We start from the raw sequence: 16,949 nt of genomic DNA, 5'->3' as shown, positions 1-16,949 counted from the left end.
CCCTCAGCCGCGCTTCGCGCGGTAGGTGCGCATTTTGGCGCGGGCGCCGCACACCGACATGGAGCACCAGCGGCGGCGCCCCGCCGGGCTGCGGTCGTAGTACGCCCACTGGCAATCCTCGGCCTCGCATGCCTTGAGCCGGGCCCAGGTGCCGTCGGCCGCCGCGGTGGCGATGACCGCCGCGACCCGGGCGATCAGCCCCGCCGGTTCGGCCGCGGGGCGCAATGCGGCGCCGCCCGCCGCGTCCACGCTGACGCGCAGGGGTGCTTCGGCGAGCAGCCGGTCGAGCGGGGGCGCGGCCGCGCCGTCCGGCGGGCGGTGACCGGCGTGGGCGAGGCAGGCGGTACGGAGCGCCTCGCGCAGCGCGCGCGCGTCCGGGACCTCGGACTCGGTGAGAGAGAAGGCGGCACGCCCGTCCGCGGTATCGAGGGTGTCCGCACCGGTCTCGATGTCCAGTGTGTTGACCAGGGCCTCGATCAGGGCGAGTCCACCGGGCGCGGAATCCTTCGCATTCATGGTTGCGACGTTACCTCCAGTGCGGCAGCATGCAGTAACGGTTACCTGTTGAGACGCTATAGGGGTAACTTTTCCCTGCCCGAAGTCTGTCCCCGTTCGAAGGAGGAAGTGCCATGGCTGTCGCCACACTGGGTGCTGTCGTTCTGGACTGTCCCGACCCCGCCGCGCTCGCCGGCTTCTACGCCGGGCTGCTCGGCGGGAAGGTCGAGGACGACGGCGAGGGCTGGGTGGAACTGACCGGGGCCGGAGGAACGCGACTCGCGTTCCAGGGGGCGCCCGGTCACGTACCGCCGCAGTGGCCGCGTCCGGACGGTTCGCAGCAGTTCCATCTGGATCTGTCCGTGCCGGATCTGGACGCGGCGGAGAAGGAGGTGCTCGCACAGGGCGCGACCGTGCTGGACGCGGCCGACCGGGAGCGGAATTTCCGGGTGTACGCGGATCCCGCGGGGCACCCGTTCTGTCTGTGTGCCTGTTAGAAGCGGGCAGAAAGACGTGCGGGGCGCCCCGAGGGGCGCCCCGCACTCAGGAACTCCGGCTCAGCCGGTCCGGGCGTCCAGCTGCTCGATCGTGGCGTGCGACGGCGCCCGGCGCGTGCCCAGCTCGCGCGCGACGTCCTCGGCGTCGCGCAGCACCCGCACCGCGTTCTGCCAGGTGAGTTTGGCGAGATCGGCGCTCGACCAGCCGCGGCCGAACAGCTCCGCGATCAGGTTCGGATAGCCCGCGACGTCACCGAGGCCCTCCGGGAGGAAGGCGGTGCCGTCGTAGTCGCCGCCGATGCCGATGTGGTCGATCCCGGCGACCTCGCGCATGTGGTCGAGGTGGTCGGCGATCGTCGCCACGGTCGCCATCGGGCGCGGGTTGGCCGCCTCGAAGGCGGCGTGGATCTCCATGGCCCGCGCGGTGGTGTCGAGATGGTGCAGGCCGTGGGCGCGCAGGTTCTCGTCCGCGGCACGGGTCCAGTCGACGGCCGCCGGGAGGACGAACTTCGGTACGAAGGTCGCCATGGCGATGCCGCCGTTGGCCGGAAGGCGGCCGAGGACGTCGTCCGGGATGTTGCGCGGGTGGTCGCAGACCGCGCGCGACGAGGAGTGCGAGAAGATCACCGGCGCCGAGGAGGTGTCGAGCGCGTCGCGCATGGTGGTGGCCGCCACATGGGAGAGGTCGACCAGCATGCCGATGCGATTCATCTCCCGTACGACCTCGTGGCCGAAGGGCGAGAGACCGCCGACGCCCGGCTCGTCGGTCGCGGAGTCCGCCCACGCGATGTTGTCGTTGTGGGTGAGCGTCATGTAGCGGACGCCCAGGGTGTGCAGGGCCCGCAGGGTGCCCAGCGAGTTGTTGATGGAGTGGCCGCCCTCGGCACCCATCAGGGAGGCGATGCGGCCCTCGGCGCGGGCCGCCTCCATGTCGTCGGCGGTCAGGGCGCGCCGCAGGTCCGCGGGGTGGCGCTCCAGCAGCTCGGCGACCACGTCGATCTGTTCGAGCGTGGCGCTGACGGCTTCGTCGCCCGCCATGTCGGACCGCACGTAGACGGACCAGAACTGGGCACCGACGCCACCCGTGCGCAGCCGCGGGATGTCGGTGTGCAGATGGGCGGACTGGTCGGTGGCGATGTCGCGGGCGTCCAGGTCGTAGCCGACCTGTTCGCGCAGCGCCCACGGCAGGTCGTTGTGCCCGTCGACGACGGGGTACTCGGCGAGGAGTTCCGCCGCCCGCCCGAGCTGTTCGGCCTTCTCCACCGGGGCCTACTTCCCGAAGCCGAAGGAGTCGGCGCCCTGGACCTTGCTGCGGAGCCGCTTGCCCTTCTCCGTCGCCTGGTCGTTCAGCTCCTGCTGGAACTCCCGCATCCGGGCCAGCAGCTCGCCGTCGTGGGCGGCGAGGATGCGCGCGGCGAGCAGGCCCGCGTTGCGCGCGCCGCCGACCGAGACGGTCGCGACCGGCACACCGGCGGGCATCTGCACGATGGAGAGCAGGCTGTCCATGCCGTCCAGGTACTTCAGCGGGACCGGCACACCGATGACGGGCAGCGGGGTGACGGAGGCGAGCATGCCGGGCAGGTGGGCGGCGCCGCCCGCGCCCGCGACGATCACCTTGAGGCCGCGGTCCGCCGCCTGCTCGCCGTACGCGATCATCTCGCGCGGCATGCGGTGGGCGGAGACGACGTCGACCTCGTAGGGGATCTCGAACTCGTCGAGGGCCTTGGCCGCTGCTTCCATGACGGGCCAGTCGGAGTCCGAGCCCATGACGATGCCGACGACCGGCGCGGCGGAGGCGGGGGAAGTCATTCGGTGATCGTTCCTCGCAGGTAGTCGGCCGCGTGCCGGGCGCGCTCACGCACGTCCGCCAGGTCGTCGCCGTAGGTGTTGACGTGTCCGACCTTGCGGCCGGGCTTCACGTCCTTGCCGTACATGTGGATCTTGAGCTGCGGGTCGCGGGCCATGCAGTGCAGGTACGCCTGGTACATGTCCGGGTAGTCGCCGCCGAGGACGTTGGACATGACCGTCCAGGTGGCACGCGGACGCGGGTCGCCGAGCGGCAGGTCGAGGACGGCCCGGACGTGGTTGGCGAACTGCGAGGTGATCGCGCCGTCCTGGGTCCAGTGGCCGGAGTTGTGCGGGCGCATGGCCAGCTCGTTGACCAGGATGCCGGGCTTCCCGTCGGGTCCGCGGGTCTCGAAGAGCTCGACGGCGAGGTGGCCGACGACACCGAGTTCGGAGGCGATCCGGAGGGCGAGCCGCTGGGCCTCCCCGGCGAGCCGCTCGTCCAGCTCGGGGGCCGGGGCGATCACCGTGTCGCAGACCCCGTCGACCTGGATCGACTCGACGACCGGGTAGGCGACGGCCTGGCCGTGCGGCGAGCGGACGATGTTGGCCGCCAGCTCCCGTACGAAGTCGACCTTCTCCTCGGCGAGGACCGCGACCCCGGCGCGGAAGGGGTCGGCCGCGTCCGCCTCGGAGCGGACCACCCACACACCCTTGCCGTCGTAGCCGCCGCGGACCGTCTTGAGGACGACGGGGAAGCCCCCGACCTCCTGGGCGAAGGCCGCGACGTCCGCCGGGTCCGACACGACGCGGTGGCGGGGGCAGGGCGCGCCGATCTCGGTGAGCTTCGCGCGCATCACCCCCTTGTCCTGGGCGTGCACCAGCGCGTCCGGGCCCGGGCGCACGGGGATGCCGTCCGCCTCCAGGGCCCGCAGGTGCTCGGTCGGCACGTGCTCGTGATCGAAGGTGATCACGTCGCAGCCGCGCGCGAAGGCACGCAGCGTGTCCAGGTCGCGATAGTCGCCGACGACGACTTCGTTCACCACCTGGGCCGCCGAGTCCTGAGGGGTGTCACTGAGGAGCTTGAACTTGATGCCGAGGGGGATGCCCGCCTCGTGGGTCATACGGGCGAGCTGACCGCCGCCGACCATACCGACTACCGGGAACGTCACTCCTCCAGGGTATCCGCCGCCCCGAGGCCGGCCCGACGACGCCCTCCGCCGCCCCGCCGGGCGGGTCCGTCGAGCATGGCCGCACCTGTCCGGGCATCCCCGCATCGCCGGGCACCCTGCGGGGGAGGCGGCTAGCATGGCTTGGCTGATGTAACCGACAGACGGGGCTGAGCGATCACCATGAGCGAACGGGGCGCACTGCGGGCCCGGCTGGATCTGCTGGCCCGGGAGGTCGCCAAGTTCGGCGCGGTCGGCGCCTGCGGCCTGGTCGTCAACATCGCGGTGTCCAACCTGCTCTGGCGCACGACGGATCTCCAGGTGGTGCGGGCCGGGCTGCTGGCGACGCTCGTCGCGATCCTCTTCAACTACGTCGGCTTCCGCTACTGGACGTACCGGGACCGCGACAAGAGCGGACGGGCCCGCGAACTGACGCTGTTCCTGCTGTTCAGCGCGGTCGGTGCGGTCATCGAGACCGGTGTGCTGTACACGGCGACGTACGGGTTCGGGTGGAACAGCCCGGTCCAGAGCAATGTCTTCAAGATCCTCGGGATCGGCATCGCGACGCTGTTCCGCTTCTGGTCCTACCGGACGTGGGTGTTCAAGGCGCTGCCCGCGACGGAAGCCGTGCTGAACGCCGAGGGGTTCATCAGGCAGGGGCGTACGGAGCAGGTGCCGCAGGTCGAGGCGGACTCCGCCCGGCGGTAGCCGCTTCACCGCACCGGGCGTTCCGGTTCCTGTCTTTTCAGGGCGACCCGGCTGAGGAAGAGCGCGAACACCGCCGGCTGCTGCTGGAGCAGTTCCAGCCGTCCGCCGTCCGCCTCCGCCAGGTCCCTGGCCACCGCGAGGCCGATGCCGGTGGAGTTGCGGCCGCTGATCGTCCGCTCGAAGATCCTGGCGCCGAGGTCGGGGGGCACGCCCGGCCCCTCGTCCGTGACCTCGATGACGGCCTGGTTGCCGGTGACCCGGGTGCGCAGCGCGACCGTACCGCCGCCGTGCATGAGCGAGTTCTCGATCAGGGCGGCCAGCACCTGGGCGACCGCGCCGGGTGTACCGACGGCCCGCAGCCCCTGCTTTCCGGAGCGGACGATGGCGCGGCCCTCCCCCCGGTAGGCCGGGCGCCACTCCTCGATCTGCTGCTTGACGACCTCGTCGAGGTCGAAGACGACGGCGGAGCCGGTCCGCGGATCGCGGGCGTTGGTCAGCAGCCGCTCGACCACGTCGGTGAGCCGCTCGACCTGGGTGAGGGCGATGTTCGCCTCCTCCTTCACCGTGTCCGGGTCGTCGGTGACGGAGATCTCCTCGATCCGCATGGAGAGCGCGGTCAGCGGCGTACGGAGCTGGTGCGAGGCGTCGGCGGCCAGTCGGCGTTCTGCGGTGAGCATCCGGGCGATCCGTTCGGCGGAGGCGTCCAGGACGTCGGCGACGCGGTCCAGCTCCGGCACTCCGTACCGTTTGTGGCGCGGGCGCGGGTCGCCGGAGCCCAGACGTTCGGCGGTCTCGGCGAGGTCGGTCAGCGGTGAGGTCAGTTTGTTGGCCTGGCGCACCGCGAGGAGCACCGCCGAGACGATGGCCAGCAGCGCCACCGCGCCGATGATCAGCAGGGTGCGGCCGACCTCGCGGGTGACGGCCGAGCTGGACTCCTCGACGGTGACCCGTTCGCCCTGCTCCCCCTCGGCCGTGCTGCTGATCACGCGGCCGGTGGGGCGTGTACCGACTTCGAGGGGGGCTCGTCCGGGGATCTTGACCAGGGCGTAGCGCTTTCGGGAGATCTGCTCGGCCAGCAGCGCGGGGTTGATCCGCTCGTCGCCCAGGAGCCGGCTCTCGACGACGCTGATCAGCCGCAGCGCCTCGGAGTCGACGCTCTCCTGGGCGCTGTTGCTGATGGTGCGGCTCTCGACGATGACGAGGGAGACGCCGAAGACGGCGATCACCACGAGCACCACGGCGAGCGTGGAGTTGATCAGTCTGCGGCGCATGAGTGCTTCTGTACGTCAGCTCTTCTCGAAGCGGAAGCCGACGCCCCGTACGGTCGCGATGTAGCGGGGGTTGGCCGCGTCGTCGCCGAGCTTCTTGCGGAGCCAGGAGATGTGCATGTCGAGGGTCTTGGTCGACGACCACCAGGTGGTGTCCCAGACCTCGCGCATCAACTGGTCGCGGGTGACGACCCGTCCGGCGTCGCGGACCAGGACCCGCAGCAGGTCGAACTCCTTTGCCGTGAGCTGGAGTTCCTCGTCGCCCATCCAGGCCCGGTGCGACTCGACGTCGATCCTGACGCCGTGGGTGGCGGGCTGCGGAGCGGGCTCGCTGGCGCCTCGGCGCAGCAGGGCCCGGACGCGGGCGAGCAGTTCGGCCAGGCGGAAGGGCTTGGTGACGTAGTCGTCGGCTCCCGCGTCCAGGCCGACGACGGTGTCCACCTCGTCGGCGCGGGCGGTGAGCACCAGGATCGGCACGGTGTGGCCGTCGGCACGGAGCCTGCGGGCGACTTCGAGGCCGTCCATCCCGGGCAGGCCCAGGTCGAGTACGACCAGGTCGATTCCGCCCTGGAGGCCGGCGTCGAGAGCGGTCGGACCGTCTTCGCGGACCTCGACCTCGTAACCCTCCCGACGCAGGGCGCGGGCCAGTGGCTCCGAGATGGATGCGTCGTCCTCGGCGAGCAGTACACGGGTCATGGAGTGATGGTAGTCCGCGCAGGGGCCGTGCCGTGAGGTGATCGAAAAGCCCTGCGGGTCCGCAGGCAGAACGAAGAGACACCTTCGAATATGGGAGCGTGGTTCCATCGGAACCTGTGATCCATCTCTCAAGTCCATTCAAATCCGGCACTGTCGTGTCGTATGGTGGCTTGACGCCTGTTGCACTACTCAAGGACCCTTGGGCAGCTTTTAGCGCCGAGGGTCTCTTTTGTTTTGCCGGCTGGTACCCGCCAGCCGTGACTTCAGTGAATGACCTGCGGCCGGGCCCGGAGCGTGAGGATGCGCACCGGGCGTGGATCCCGACGCGGTCGGTCCCCGTCCCCTCCGGTCGGCTCCCCGTGAGTCCGGCGGTCGGGGCGAATCCCCTGTCAGGCGTGGGGTGGGGTGCGACCGGGTCGGTGCCGGCCTCCCCCCACCGGGCGCGTCACGCTCACAAGGCGTCGCGTCCCGAGCACCCAAGGATCGACCATGGCGTCCAGCCTGACGAAGGACCCGGCCAGTACATCTGGATCCGAGAAGACCTTCTTCGGCCACCCCCGCGGCCTGGCCACTCTCTTCATGACCGAGATGTGGGAGCGCTTCAGCTTCTACGGCATGCGGGCCCTGCTTCCGCTTTATCTGGTCTCCGGTTCCGGCCTGCACATGAACGCGGCCACGGCCACCGCGATCTACTCCATCTACATGGCCATGGTGTACCTGCTGGCCATGCCCGGCGGCTGGTTCGGCGACCGGGTCTGGGGGCCGCGCAAGACGGTCACCGTCTCGGCCGCGATCATCATGGTGGGCCACCTCACGCTGGCGCTGCCCGGCTCGGGCACCTTCTTCGCCGGTCTGGCGCTGGTCGCGCTCGGCTCCGGTCTGTTGAAGGCCAACATCTCGACGATGGTCGGCCACCTCTACAACGGCCCGGAGGACGCGCGCCGCGACGGCGGCTTCACCGTCTTCTACATGGGCATCAACCTCGGTGCCTTCGCCGCCCCGCTGATCATCGGTACGGTCGGCGAGAAGGTGAACTGGCACCTCGGCTTCGCCATCGCCGCAGCCGGCATGGCCCTGGGCCTGGCCCAGTTCCTCATCGGTACGCGCCACCTCAGCGCCCGCAGCAGCGTCGTCCCGAAGCCGCTGTCTGCCGAGGAGCGCCGTACGACCCTGCGCAAGGGTCTGCTGTGGCTGGTGGCCGCCGCCGTCTTCTACGGCGTGCTCGTCGCCACCGATGTGTACACGCTCAACTGGGCGCTCGTCCCGATCACCGTCGCCGGTCTGATCATTCCGATCGCCGTGCTGACGCGGATCAAGCGGGACCGGGACCTCTCGAAGACCGAGCAGTCGAAGATGTCCGGCTACATCTGGTTCTTCGTCGCCGCGGCCGTGTTCTGGATGATCTACGACCAGGGCGGCTCCACGATGTCGCTCTTCGGTGAGTCCTCCACCACGAACAGCGTGCTGGGCATGAGCTTCCCGACCTCCTGGTACCAGTCGGTCAACCCGATCTTCATCATGGCGCTGGCCCCGGTCGTCGCCTGGATCTGGCTGGCGCTGAACCGGCGCGGCAAGGAGCCGAGCACGGTCGTCAAGTTCGGCTCGGGCCTCTTCCTGGTCGGCGTCTCCTTCCTCGTCTTCATGCTGCCGCTGACCATGGCCACGGACGGCGACAAGGTCAGCCCGATGTGGCTGGTGTCGATCTACTTCCTGCAGACCGTCGGTGAGCTCTGCCTCTCCCCGGTCGGCCTGTCGGTCACCACGAAGATGGCTCCGGCGAAGTACGGCAGCCAGATGATGGGTGTCTGGTTCCTCGCCGTCACCGCGGGCGACTGCACCACCAGCCTGCTGTCGCTGGCGGGTGTCGACCTGAACAAGACCGGCATGGTGGGTCTGGAGGCGGCCCTCGCGATCGTCGCGGCGTTCGCGATCTGGATGTACCGCAAGAAGGTCGTGGAGCTCATGGGCGACGTGCGCTGACGCACGGTTCCCGCACCGTCCACGGCACGAGGGCCGCCGCACCGTCGACCGGTGCGGCGGCCCTCGTGGGTTCACCACGTGCCGGTGAACCTCGCCCCGGCGCTACCTGAGCGGGCTCACCTGGAGCCGCGCAGCCTGCGCCACGGGGTGAAGGTGAACACGGCGCCGCCCAGCAGGATCGCCGTCCCCGCGACCAGGCCCAGCGCACGCAGGGTGCCGTTGTCCTCGGCCCCGGTGGCGGCCAGCCCGCCGCCGGAGGCCGTGCCGCCGGCCGCGGAGCCGGTGGAGCCCGTCGTGGTGGAACCGGAGGCACCGCCCTGCTGGGCGGTGGTGTCGAGTTCCAGTGACGGGGTCACCGATCCCTTGACCTTGCAGGGGATGTTGATCTTCGAGGCGCCCAGGGTGACATCGATCGTCAGGGTGCCGGGGCTGAGCGTGGACTTCCCGGACGCGCCCGGCTTGTAGGTGCCGGTCATGTCGGACAGGTCGACCGGCTTGCCCTGTTCCAGCGGTGCGGCGTTGGCCGGTCCGGTGACCTTCACCGAACCCTTGTCGGCGCCGCCGATGACGATGTCCATGGACGGCTTGAGCGCACCGGCGGGCAATGCGGCCGGGCTGTCCATCACGCCCTTGGCCGTCTTGACCGTGAGCGCGTAGCTCCCGCCGCTCTTCTTGGCGTTGATCGTCACCTTGGAGGCGATGTCGGCCGGTCCGGGGGACGTGCAGGTGAAGTGGACCGAGACCTCCTTGCCGGGGAAGTCGGTCTGGCCGCCGCCGGAGCCCGCGGTGGCGCCGCCCGCGGTCGTGGAGCCGGACGACGTGCCGCCCGCCGTGGAGCCGGAGGTGGAACCGCTCGTCGTACCGCCCGCCGCGGTGGCGCCCGAACTCGTACCACCCGCCGTCGTGGAACCGGAGGTGGAGCCGGAGGACGTGCCGCCCGCCGTCGTGGATCCGCCGCCGTCCGTGACCTTGATGGTCGCGCCCGGCTGCACGGTCTCCTTCGGGGAGCACTTGGTGTCGGTGGAGATCGGCTTGGAGACGTTGATGTTGTACGCGTCCGGTGCGAGCGTGATCTCACCGGCCTTCTCCAGTTTCAGCGTGCCCTTCATGTCGGGCAGCACCATGGCGCTGTTCTTCGGGATGGGCGGGTTCTGCCGCGGCCCCTCCATCTGGAGGGTGCCCGTGGCCGCTCCGCCCACCTTGATCGTGCCGGTCGGCTTGACCGTGTCCTTGTCCAGATCGAGCACATCGGGGTTCTTGGAAGCGGCCTGGACCGTCTTCCACACCACCTCGACGGTGTCCCCGACCTTGGCCTCGGCGGGCGCGGTCAACTGCACCACGGTGGTGCCCTGCACGGCCGGCAGCCCGGAGATGGCCGGGGGGATGCACTCCGTGCTGTACGAGATGTCGGCGGCCTGGGCCGGGCTCGCGGCCAGCAGCAGGCCTGCGCCGCCGAGCATCATCGCGACTCCCGCCGCGACCGTCCTGCGTTGCGTACTCACGCATGTCCCTTCGTCGTCGGTCTGTTCTCTGACGGTGCGGAATCCGGTGTGAACCACGGCAGCGCGGCCGTCGTGGTCGTGGGCGCGGCAGCGGGGCTCTCGGCGGGCCCCGCCGGGCGGCGCAGCTTCGGGAGTCCGGCGGTCACCCGGGTGAGTTGCGGGGGACGACGGTGCCCGGAGCGGGCCGGGGTGCGCGCGGAGCGGGGGCGTACCTTGTCCACGATCGCCATGCCGATGCGGAACACGGCGGCCGGCACGACGACGCACAGCAGGATCCAGAACAGCGTGACGCCCCAGGGTCGGCCGACCCCCCACGGCTGCTCGGCCAGGACCTTGCTGCCGTACTTCAGCGAGATCTGGTAGTCGCCGTGGGCTCCCGCCGTCAGTTCGACCGGCAGCTTGATCTGCGCCTTGCGGCCGGACTCGATGGTGCCGCGCCACTGCCGCTCCTCCCACTGCGGGGCGAAGACGCCGTGCGCGGTGCCGACCTGGAAGACCGGATCCTTGACGGGGGCGGGGCCCAGGTTGCCGACGGTGAAGACCAGTTGCCGGGAGGGCGGGGCGCCGAACCAGGTGAGGAGGGAGCTGTCGCCCTCCAGCCGGGTGGTGGCCAGCACCGCGAGCCTGCCGCCCCCGGTCTCCTTCGGCAGCGCGGCGACCGGGTGGCCGGCGACGACGAACACGGCGTCGGCGGCTGCCTGTTCTCCGGTGACGGTCGCGACATGGACCACACAGGGGCAGGGCACGGGCGGCTCGGCGACCGGCATCTTCTTGCTGAAGGCGCCCGCCGTACCGGTGGTGACGGCCCGGCCCTCGGCGTTGGCGCAGGAGTTGGTGCCGCCGATCACGCCGCGGTCGGGGGTGGAACGCCCGCAGATCAGCATCATCAGCAGCGTGTTCGGACGCCAGCCACGGCCCTTGACGGTGATGTCACCGCCCTTGCCCGCCTGCTGCTCGGAGAGGGTGACCGAGGGCTTCGGATCCGCGGTCCTCGCACCCGCCGCGTCGGCGCCGGTCGCGAGGAGCATCAGCAGGGCGGGCAGCAGTACGCCGAGCAGCACGGCGGCCCGCCGGTGGACGCCGCCGTGCAGTGGTGCCGGTCCGGCCTGTCCAGTCACGATTCCGCTCCCGCCTTCGCCAAGTGCCTGCTCTCCGAGTGCTGTCGTTCGCCCGAGGACGGTCCGGGGCGGCCGTCGTCGGCCCCGTCCGACGGCCGTCCGCGCGAGCGCCGGAGCCGGTACGCGTACGCTCCCGCCGCGACGGCGGCCAGGACCAGCAGCGCGCCGCCGGTCACCGGCAGCCAGGGGACGAAGACCGCACGGGCCGTCGCCTCGCCGTGCGCACCGCCCGCCGCGGTGACGCGCAGTCGGACGGTCGCGGAGTCCAGGGCCGGGGCGTCCCGCCACGGTTCGGTGAGCCTGACGCGCTGTCCGGGCAGCAGCTCCACCGGCAGCGTGCGGGGCTCGCGCCGCAGCAGCGTCCCGAACACCCCTTCGGCACCGACCGTGATCCGGGGGGCCAGGACCGTGTTGCCGCGGTTGACCAGCGTGTAGTGGATCGTCCGCCCGGACACGCCGACGTCCTCGACGGTGAGCGCGGCCAGCGTCGGTCCGCCCACCCGCAGTTGGACCCGTACGCCCACCGAGCGGTCGCCGCCGCGTACGACGATCGCGCCGGGGTGGTCGCCCGGCGTCGCGTCCGGCGGCACCGTGACCGAGAACGGCACGTCGGCGCGGGTACGGGCCGGCACGGTCACCTCTGCGGCGGCGGTCCGCAGCCAGGCACCGGTCCCGGTGGAGCCCCTGCCGCCGCGTACCGAGAAACCGCCGTCCTCGGCGTTGTACGCGTCGGCACCGCTCAGCCGCACGGTGACCGGGGCCGTTCCGGGGTTGGTGACGGAGAGCCGGTCCTGGAGGACGGTGCCGGGCGGGCCCTCCAGATAGAAGTACGGTCTGCCGTCGTCCGCCCCAGAACCGCTCGCCGCGGGCCGGGCCGTCCACGCGGCGGCCCTCCCGGACGTCGGCGTCCGGTCCGCGGCACCCGCCACCGGTGTCATGGCGAGGACGAACAGCACTACGGTGAGGGCGAGTCGGGCGGCGTGACCGGGCGGCGACGGCATGGGCGGCTCCCTTGTGCGTGACGGCGGCTGGCTCGTGGGCGGCCGGGGCCTCCGCGGATCCGTCCCGATCCGCAGAAACGCCCCGGTGTCCTATCGGCCCACGGCCCGCTGCCCGCGCCTGGTCAGCCAGAGCACTCCGGCCGCGCCGGTCAGCAGCACCGTGCCCCCGAGCGTGCCGAGCGCCACGGCCGAGTCGAGCGGGCCGGTCTTCGGCAGCTGCCCACCGTCGTTCGTCGGGGCGCTCTGCGCGTTGCCCGCGGCCGTCACATCGAGCTGGAGCGACGGCCCCGGGTTGTTGGAGGGCGTACAGGTCGTGGTCGTACCGAGCGCCTTGATGGTGAGCACACCGGCGGTGAAGTCGACCTTGCCGCTCTTCTTCGGCGTGTACGTTCCCGACAGGTCACTGATCTTGATGGGGGTGTTGGCGGGTATGGCCGCGGAGTTCGACGCCCCGGAGACCTGGACCTGGCCCGGGTCGGCGCCCCCGACCTTGATGACCGCGCTGGGGTTCATCGCACCCTTGCCCAGCTCGACGGGGCTGGACGACACGCCCTTCTGGAAGGACATCGTGAGCTTGTAGCCGCCGCCGCTCTTGACGCTCTTGATGTCGATGGGAGACACGGCGCTCTTGTCGCCGATCGGGGTCTTGCACTGGTAGTCGACGTCCACGACCGTGGCGTGGGCGGCGGGCGCGGCCATCAGCACCACCGTGCCCGCCAGCGCGGACGCCAGCGCGAGAGCTGTTCGCTTCTGGTAGGACACCTTGAGTTCCCCTCATGCCGGAAGTCGCCGCGCGCCCGTCTCTCACCGACGCAAGTTACTGACGACACATCAGATCGGGCGCTCAAGGTACGCCTGGGGCCTTGTGGAGGGAAGACAAAGAGCGCGCCGATCCGGCGCGCTCTTCAAAGGTGCAGATACGGGGCCGCACGCCCCCGGGTCACGGCGGGGAACCGGGACCGGGCCGGACGAAAGTCCCTGGGCCGTGTCCTAGGCGGGGGCGGCCAACTCCGCCCAGACGGTCTTGCCGGCCCGGTCCGCCACCCGCAGGACGCCCCAGTCCAGGCAGAGCCGCTGCACGATGAACATGCCGTGCCCGCCGGGCCGCCCGGCCCGGTGCGGGGTGCGCGGCGCGGGCTGGCCCGCGCCCGAGTCGACGACCTCCACCCGCAGCACCTTCGCCGTGCAGGCGATGCGCAGCTCCTCGGGGCCGTCCGCGTGCAGGCAGGCGTTGGTGACCAGTTCGGAGACGACCAGCAGGACGTCCTCGGCGGCAGCGCGTCCGTCGGCGCTCGACGCGGGGAGCCAGCCCCAGTCGTGGAGCGCCTGGCGGGCGAAGTCACGAGCCGTCGGCACGATGCCGCCGATCCCCCGCAGCGACAACGTGCGCCATTGCCGCTCGGCCGGCTCGGGGGATGCCGCGCCGGTGTCCGCGTCCTCGCGAGCGCCCGCTCCGGCTTCCTCCGGCTCGCGGCCGAGGTCGCCCGGCGGATGCTGCCGGGTGGTGCTCATCAGCGCTTCACCTCACCGATTCACCATGTCGCCATCGAACAGATACAAGTACAGATACAGAGTGCGCGGTCACTCAGAGCCCCGCCGGATGTCTTCTGCCCGGCCGAATCGTGACAACACCCACTTCATCCACGTGGATCGCGTGACACGGGCAACACAGGGGGCACCCGGGTCACGGAACGCGCCACGATCAGGCGTCCAGGGCCTCTTCGAGGGAGTCGTGGACGGTGAAGACCGCCTCGGCCCCCGTGATCTCGAAGACCCGCGCCACCACCGGCAGCATTCCGGCCAAATGGACCCCTCCCCCGGCCGCCTCCGCCTTGAGGCGGGCACCGAGCAGCACATTGAGCCCGGTGGAATCACAGAATTCGAGTCGCGAGCAGTCGACCACCAGGCGTACTCGCCCTTGCTCGACCGCGCTCTCCAGGGGCTCCCGCAGCAGATCCGCCGTGTGGTGATCCAGCTCACCCACCGGCGTCACGACCTCGCTGCGCCCCTCGGTGCGGGCCTCGACCTGAAGCCGACCCCGATGCGCACTGCCGACCGTCCCGCGGTCCATGCCCGTCCCTCTTCGCCGTTCGTCACTGCCTGCGTTTTTACGTATGCAGATTCGTTGTAGCCGTCGCTGACGTCACTGAAACAGTACGCGTTCCGTTCGCCACGCGGTACCCGAAGACCTCAATAAACCGGACATATAGCACCAATTGGAGCTTGTAACTGCCTGTCCGAACCGGGTAAGGGTAGGAGGACACCCAAAACACGGCCGGCTTCGGAGGCGCCGCTTCACCGCAGGAACACGTATGGGCATCGGCAGCCATATGCCGAGAACGATGGAGGAGACCATGTCACCCCGGCTCGACGCACCGCGCACGCACGACGCGACGTCAGCATGTCCTCAGGGACCGACCCCCTCAAACTCCCCTGCCGCGAACGCCGGACACGGCACGCGCACCAGCGACATCAGCACCATCGGCGCGGACACCACCGCCGACACCGACGACCACGGCGTCCCGGACGCTCTCGAAGGACTTCCCGAGATCCCGCCCTACGACGAGGTGGGGCCGCTGGACGCCAGGGCCCTGTCGAAGACCCTCTTCGAACGGCTCGAATCCCTCGAAGAGGGCACCCACGAGTACTCGTACGTACGCAACACGCTCGTCGAACTGAACCTGGCCCTCGTCAAGTTCGCCGCCTCCCGGTTCCGCTCCCGCAGCGAACCGATGGAGGACATCGTCCAGGTCGGCACCATCGGCCTGATCAAGGCGATCGACCGCTTCGAGCTCAGTCGGGGCGTGGAGTTCCCGACGTTCGCGATGCCGACCATCGTCGGTGAGATCAAGCGCTTCTTCCGCGACACCAGTTGGTCCGTGCGCGTCCCGCGCCGGCTGCAGGAGCTGCGGCTCGACCTGGCCAAGGCGGGCGACGAGCTCGCCCAGCAGCTGGATCGTTCGCCCACCGTGGGCGAGCTCGCCGACCGTCTCGGCATCACCGACGACGAGGTCGTCGAGGGTATGGCCGCGAGCAACGCGTACACCGCGAGCTCGCTGGACGCCAAGCCCGAGGAGGACGACCACGAAGGCGCGCTGGCGGACCGCATCGGCTACGAGGACCACGGGCTCGAAGGCATCGAGTACGTCGAGTCCCTGAAGCCGTTGATCGCCTCGCTGCCGGGCCGTGACCGCACGATCCTCTCGCTCCGGTTCGTCGCCAACATGACGCAGTCGGAGATCGGTGAGGAGCTGGGCATCTCCCAGATGCATGTGTCGCGGCTGCTCTCCCGCACGCTGGTCAAGCTCCGCAAGGGGCTGACGCTGGAGGAGTGACGGGCAGCTCGCGTGCCCGCGCAACACCCGCGCGCGGCACACCGCGAGCCCCCTTGCGGAAGGACCTGCACCGGCAACGGGCGGGTCCTTCCGCATGTGTGACGCCATGTCACGGATAAGCGGATCCACGGCTCCCGGGCGCGGCGGTGCCGGTCCTCGACGGGCTCCCGGCCGCGGCGGGCGAGCACTCAGACGACGCGTTCGCCGTGCTGCCAGACCGCGTGGACCAGGGGGACGCCCGGCCGGTAGGCGAGGTGGACATGGCTGGGTGCGTCGAGCAGGACCAGGTCCGCGCGGGCGCCGGGGGCGATGCGGCCGATGTCCGTACGGCGCAGGGCCGCGGCGCCGCCCGCGGTGGCGGACCAGAGGGCCTCGTCCGGGGTCATGCCCATGTCGCGTACGGCGAGAGCGATGCAGAAGGGCATGGAGGACGTGAACGACGAGCCCGGGTTGCAGTCGGTGGAGAGCGCGACGGTGGCGCCCGCGTCGAGGATGCGGCGGGCGTCCGGCCAGGTGGCGCGGGTGGAGAACTCGGCGCCCGGGAGCAGGGTGGCCACGGTGTTGCCGTGGGCCAGGGCGTCGATGTCCGCGTCGGTGAGATGGGTGCAGTGATCGGCGGACGCGGCGTCGAGCTCGACGGCGAGCCGGACGCCGGGGCCGTGGCCGAGCTGGTTGGCGTGGACGCGGGGGTGCAGGCCCTTGGCGCGGCCGGCGGTGAGAACGGCACGGGCCTGGTCCCCGTCGAAGGCGCCCCTCTCGCAGAAGACGTCGACCCAACGGGCGTACGGGGCACAGGCGTCGAGCATCGCTCCGGTGACCAGGTCGACGTAGCCGGCCGGGTCGTCGGCGTAGTCCGGGGAGACGATGTGGGCGCCGAGGTAGGTGACCTCTTCGGTGTGCCGGGCGGCGATGCGCAGGGCGCGTGCCTCGTCCTCGACGGTGAGGCCGTAGCCCGACTTGGTCTCGATGGTGGTGGTGCCCTGGCGCAGCGCCTCGGCGAGGTAGCGGGCGACGTTGGCGGAGAGTTCTTCGTCGGTGGCGGCGCGGGTGGCGGCGACCGTGGTCCTGATGCCGCCCGCGCTGTAGGCGCGGCCGGACATCCGGGCGTTGAACTCCTCGGTGCGGTCTCCCGCGAACAGGAGGTGGGAGTGGGAGTCCACGAAGCCGGGGATCGCCGCCCGGCCGCCCGCGTCGACGGCGTTGTCAGTGGCGGGTGCTTTGCTCGACTCACCGGTCCAGACGACCCGGTCGCCCTCGATGACGACGGCCGCGTCGCGGATCAGACCCAGGGGGGAATCCGCTCGGAGGGAGGGGTCGTTGGTGACCAGACTGGCAATGTGGGTGATGGCGGTCGTCGTCATGGGGAGACTGCTCTCCTTGGGTATCGGCTTGCGG

General features: G+C 70.8%; 17 protein-coding genes. 4 read left to right on the top strand and 13 right to left on the bottom strand.

The window, feature by feature from the left end; all coding sequences use genetic code 11:
• Positions 1 to 3 precede the first annotated feature (3 nt).
• Positions 4 to 516 carry a CGNR zinc finger domain-containing protein gene (locus ACIRP2_RS24575; RefSeq protein ID WP_404253657.1) on the bottom strand — a complete coding sequence of 171 codons (513 nt, stop codon included), beginning with the start codon at positions 514 to 516 and terminating at the stop codon, positions 4 to 6.
• Between the two features lie 113 nt (positions 517 to 629).
• Here ACIRP2_RS24575 and ACIRP2_RS24570 point away from each other — a divergent pair, with 113 nt between their 5' ends.
• Positions 630 to 992, top strand: a complete 363-nt coding sequence (locus ACIRP2_RS24570) for a VOC family protein (protein WP_404253655.1) — start codon at positions 630 to 632, stop codon at positions 990 to 992.
• Positions 993 to 1,052: 60 nt separating this feature from the next.
• Here the strand turns inward: ACIRP2_RS24570 and ACIRP2_RS24565 are convergent, their stop codons facing one another.
• The 3 genes from ACIRP2_RS24565 to ACIRP2_RS24555 are packed head-to-tail and all read right to left on the bottom strand — an operon-like array spanning position 1,053 to position 3,949.
• On the bottom strand, positions 1,053 to 2,255 hold the full coding sequence (locus tag ACIRP2_RS24565) for a dipeptidase (protein WP_404253653.1): 1,203 nt from the start codon (positions 2,253 to 2,255) through the stop codon (positions 1,053 to 1,055).
• A gap of 6 nt (positions 2,256 to 2,261) precedes the next feature.
• A complete protein-coding gene (gene purE, locus ACIRP2_RS24560; protein ID WP_404253651.1) occupies positions 2,262 to 2,801 on the bottom strand; it encodes a 5-(carboxyamino)imidazole ribonucleotide mutase in 540 nt (179 codons plus the stop codon).
• Complete coding sequence (locus tag ACIRP2_RS24555; protein WP_404253649.1) at positions 2,798 to 3,949, bottom strand: 5-(carboxyamino)imidazole ribonucleotide synthase; 1,152 nt, start codon at positions 3,947 to 3,949, stop codon at positions 2,798 to 2,800. Before ACIRP2_RS24555 ends, purE begins: the two co-directional genes overlap by 4 nt.
• 180 nt (positions 3,950 to 4,129) lie before the next feature.
• On the opposite strand from ACIRP2_RS24555, the gene ACIRP2_RS24550 reads away from it, so the two are divergent.
• The gene (locus ACIRP2_RS24550) at positions 4,130 to 4,654 is read left to right on the top strand and encodes a GtrA family protein (protein ID WP_404253647.1); all 525 of its coding nucleotides are present in this window, start codon (positions 4,130 to 4,132) and stop codon (positions 4,652 to 4,654) included.
• A 5-nt stretch (positions 4,655 to 4,659) separates the two neighbouring features.
• Here the strand turns inward: ACIRP2_RS24550 and ACIRP2_RS24545 are convergent, their stop codons facing one another.
• The gene (locus tag ACIRP2_RS24545) at positions 4,660 to 5,925 is read right to left on the bottom strand and encodes an ATP-binding protein (protein ID WP_404253645.1); all 1,266 of its coding nucleotides are present in this window, start codon (positions 5,923 to 5,925) and stop codon (positions 4,660 to 4,662) included.
• A 15-nt stretch (positions 5,926 to 5,940) separates the two neighbouring features.
• The gene (locus ACIRP2_RS24540; RefSeq protein WP_351080973.1) at positions 5,941 to 6,618 is read right to left on the bottom strand and encodes a response regulator transcription factor; all 678 of its coding nucleotides are present in this window, start codon (positions 6,616 to 6,618) and stop codon (positions 5,941 to 5,943) included.
• Positions 6,619 to 7,107: 489 nt separating this feature from the next.
• Between ACIRP2_RS24540 and ACIRP2_RS24535 the strand changes: the two genes are divergently transcribed.
• Complete coding sequence (locus ACIRP2_RS24535; protein WP_404253643.1) at positions 7,108 to 8,598, top strand: peptide MFS transporter; 1,491 nt, start codon at positions 7,108 to 7,110, stop codon at positions 8,596 to 8,598.
• A 116-nt stretch (positions 8,599 to 8,714) separates the two neighbouring features.
• Here the strand turns inward: ACIRP2_RS24535 and ACIRP2_RS24530 are convergent, their stop codons facing one another.
• The 6 genes from ACIRP2_RS24530 to ACIRP2_RS24505 form a co-directional block, all read right to left on the bottom strand.
• On the bottom strand, positions 8,715 to 10,058 hold the full coding sequence (locus ACIRP2_RS24530; protein ID WP_404253767.1) for a hypothetical protein: 1,344 nt from the start codon (positions 10,056 to 10,058) through the stop codon (positions 8,715 to 8,717).
• Positions 10,059 to 10,096: 38 nt separating this feature from the next.
• Positions 10,097 to 11,218 (bottom strand): hypothetical protein, encoded by a 1,122-nt coding sequence (locus ACIRP2_RS24525; RefSeq protein WP_404253641.1) that lies wholly within the window; start codon positions 11,216 to 11,218, stop codon positions 10,097 to 10,099.
• Positions 11,215 to 12,219: a hypothetical protein gene (locus ACIRP2_RS24520; RefSeq protein WP_404253639.1), complete on the bottom strand. Its 1,005-nt coding sequence runs from the start codon at positions 12,217 to 12,219 to the stop codon at positions 11,215 to 11,217. The genes ACIRP2_RS24525 and ACIRP2_RS24520 overlap by 4 nt, the downstream gene beginning before the upstream one ends.
• Positions 12,220 to 12,309: 90 nt before the next feature.
• Entirely contained in the window at positions 12,310 to 12,981 is a 672-nt protein-coding gene (locus ACIRP2_RS24515; protein ID WP_404253637.1) for a peptidase, read from the bottom strand.
• 228 nt (positions 12,982 to 13,209) lie between these two features.
• On the bottom strand, positions 13,210 to 13,731 hold the full coding sequence (locus tag ACIRP2_RS24510) for an ATP-binding protein (protein ID WP_404253635.1): 522 nt from the start codon (positions 13,729 to 13,731) through the stop codon (positions 13,210 to 13,212).
• Positions 13,732 to 13,921: 190 nt separating this feature from the next.
• The gene (locus ACIRP2_RS24505) at positions 13,922 to 14,290 is read right to left on the bottom strand and encodes an STAS domain-containing protein (protein WP_351080963.1); all 369 of its coding nucleotides are present in this window, start codon (positions 14,288 to 14,290) and stop codon (positions 13,922 to 13,924) included.
• 283 nt (positions 14,291 to 14,573) lie between these two features.
• Between ACIRP2_RS24505 and ACIRP2_RS24500 the strand changes: the two genes are divergently transcribed.
• Positions 14,574 to 15,554: an RNA polymerase sigma factor SigF gene (locus ACIRP2_RS24500; RefSeq protein WP_404253765.1), complete on the top strand. Its 981-nt coding sequence runs from the start codon at positions 14,574 to 14,576 to the stop codon at positions 15,552 to 15,554.
• Between the two features lie 188 nt (positions 15,555 to 15,742).
• Here the strand turns inward: ACIRP2_RS24500 and hutI are convergent, their stop codons facing one another.
• On the bottom strand, positions 15,743 to 16,915 hold the full coding sequence (gene hutI, locus ACIRP2_RS24495) for an imidazolonepropionase (RefSeq protein WP_404253632.1): 1,173 nt from the start codon (positions 16,913 to 16,915) through the stop codon (positions 15,743 to 15,745).
• Between the last annotated feature and the right edge of the window lie 34 nt (positions 16,916 to 16,949).

The organism is Streptomyces sp. NPDC101194 (assembly GCF_044767885.1).
Classification (GTDB): domain Bacteria; phylum Actinomycetota; class Actinomycetes; order Streptomycetales; family Streptomycetaceae; genus Streptomyces.
Note: the sequence above shows the minus strand (reverse complement) of the source record. Positions and strands in the feature narration are given on the sequence as shown.

Bases quoted from the DNA above. Each gene is read 5' to 3' on its own strand.
- ACIRP2_RS24545 (WP_404253645.1), bottom strand. From the start codon at position 5,925: ATGCGCCGCAGACTGATCAACTCCACGCTCGCCGTGGTGCTCGTGGTG.
- ACIRP2_RS24510 (WP_404253635.1), bottom strand. From the start codon at position 13,731: ATGAGCACCACCCGGCAGCATCCGCCGGGCGACCTCGGCCGCGAGCCG.
- ACIRP2_RS24540 (WP_351080973.1), bottom strand. From the start codon at position 6,618: ATGACCCGTGTACTGCTCGCCGAGGACGACGCATCCATCTCGGAGCCA.
- ACIRP2_RS24505 (WP_351080963.1), bottom strand. From the start codon at position 14,290: ATGGACCGCGGGACGGTCGGCAGTGCGCATCGGGGTCGGCTTCAGGTC.
- ACIRP2_RS24550 (WP_404253647.1), top strand. From the start codon at position 4,130: ATGAGCGAACGGGGCGCACTGCGGGCCCGGCTGGATCTGCTGGCCCGG.
- ACIRP2_RS24500 (WP_404253765.1), top strand. From the start codon at position 14,574: ATGTCACCCCGGCTCGACGCACCGCGCACGCACGACGCGACGTCAGCA.
- ACIRP2_RS24570 (WP_404253655.1), top strand. From the start codon at position 630: ATGGCTGTCGCCACACTGGGTGCTGTCGTTCTGGACTGTCCCGACCCC.
- ACIRP2_RS24575 (WP_404253657.1), bottom strand. From the start codon at position 516: ATGAATGCGAAGGATTCCGCGCCCGGTGGACTCGCCCTGATCGAGGCC.
- ACIRP2_RS24520 (WP_404253639.1), bottom strand. From the start codon at position 12,219: ATGCCGTCGCCGCCCGGTCACGCCGCCCGACTCGCCCTCACCGTAGTG.
- hutI (WP_404253632.1), bottom strand. From the start codon at position 16,915: ATGACGACGACCGCCATCACCCACATTGCCAGTCTGGTCACCAACGAC.
- purE (WP_404253651.1), bottom strand. From the start codon at position 2,801: ATGACTTCCCCCGCCTCCGCCGCGCCGGTCGTCGGCATCGTCATGGGC.
- ACIRP2_RS24535 (WP_404253643.1), top strand. From the start codon at position 7,108: ATGGCGTCCAGCCTGACGAAGGACCCGGCCAGTACATCTGGATCCGAG.
- ACIRP2_RS24530 (WP_404253767.1), bottom strand. From the start codon at position 10,058: ATGCTCGGCGGCGCAGGCCTGCTGCTGGCCGCGAGCCCGGCCCAGGCC.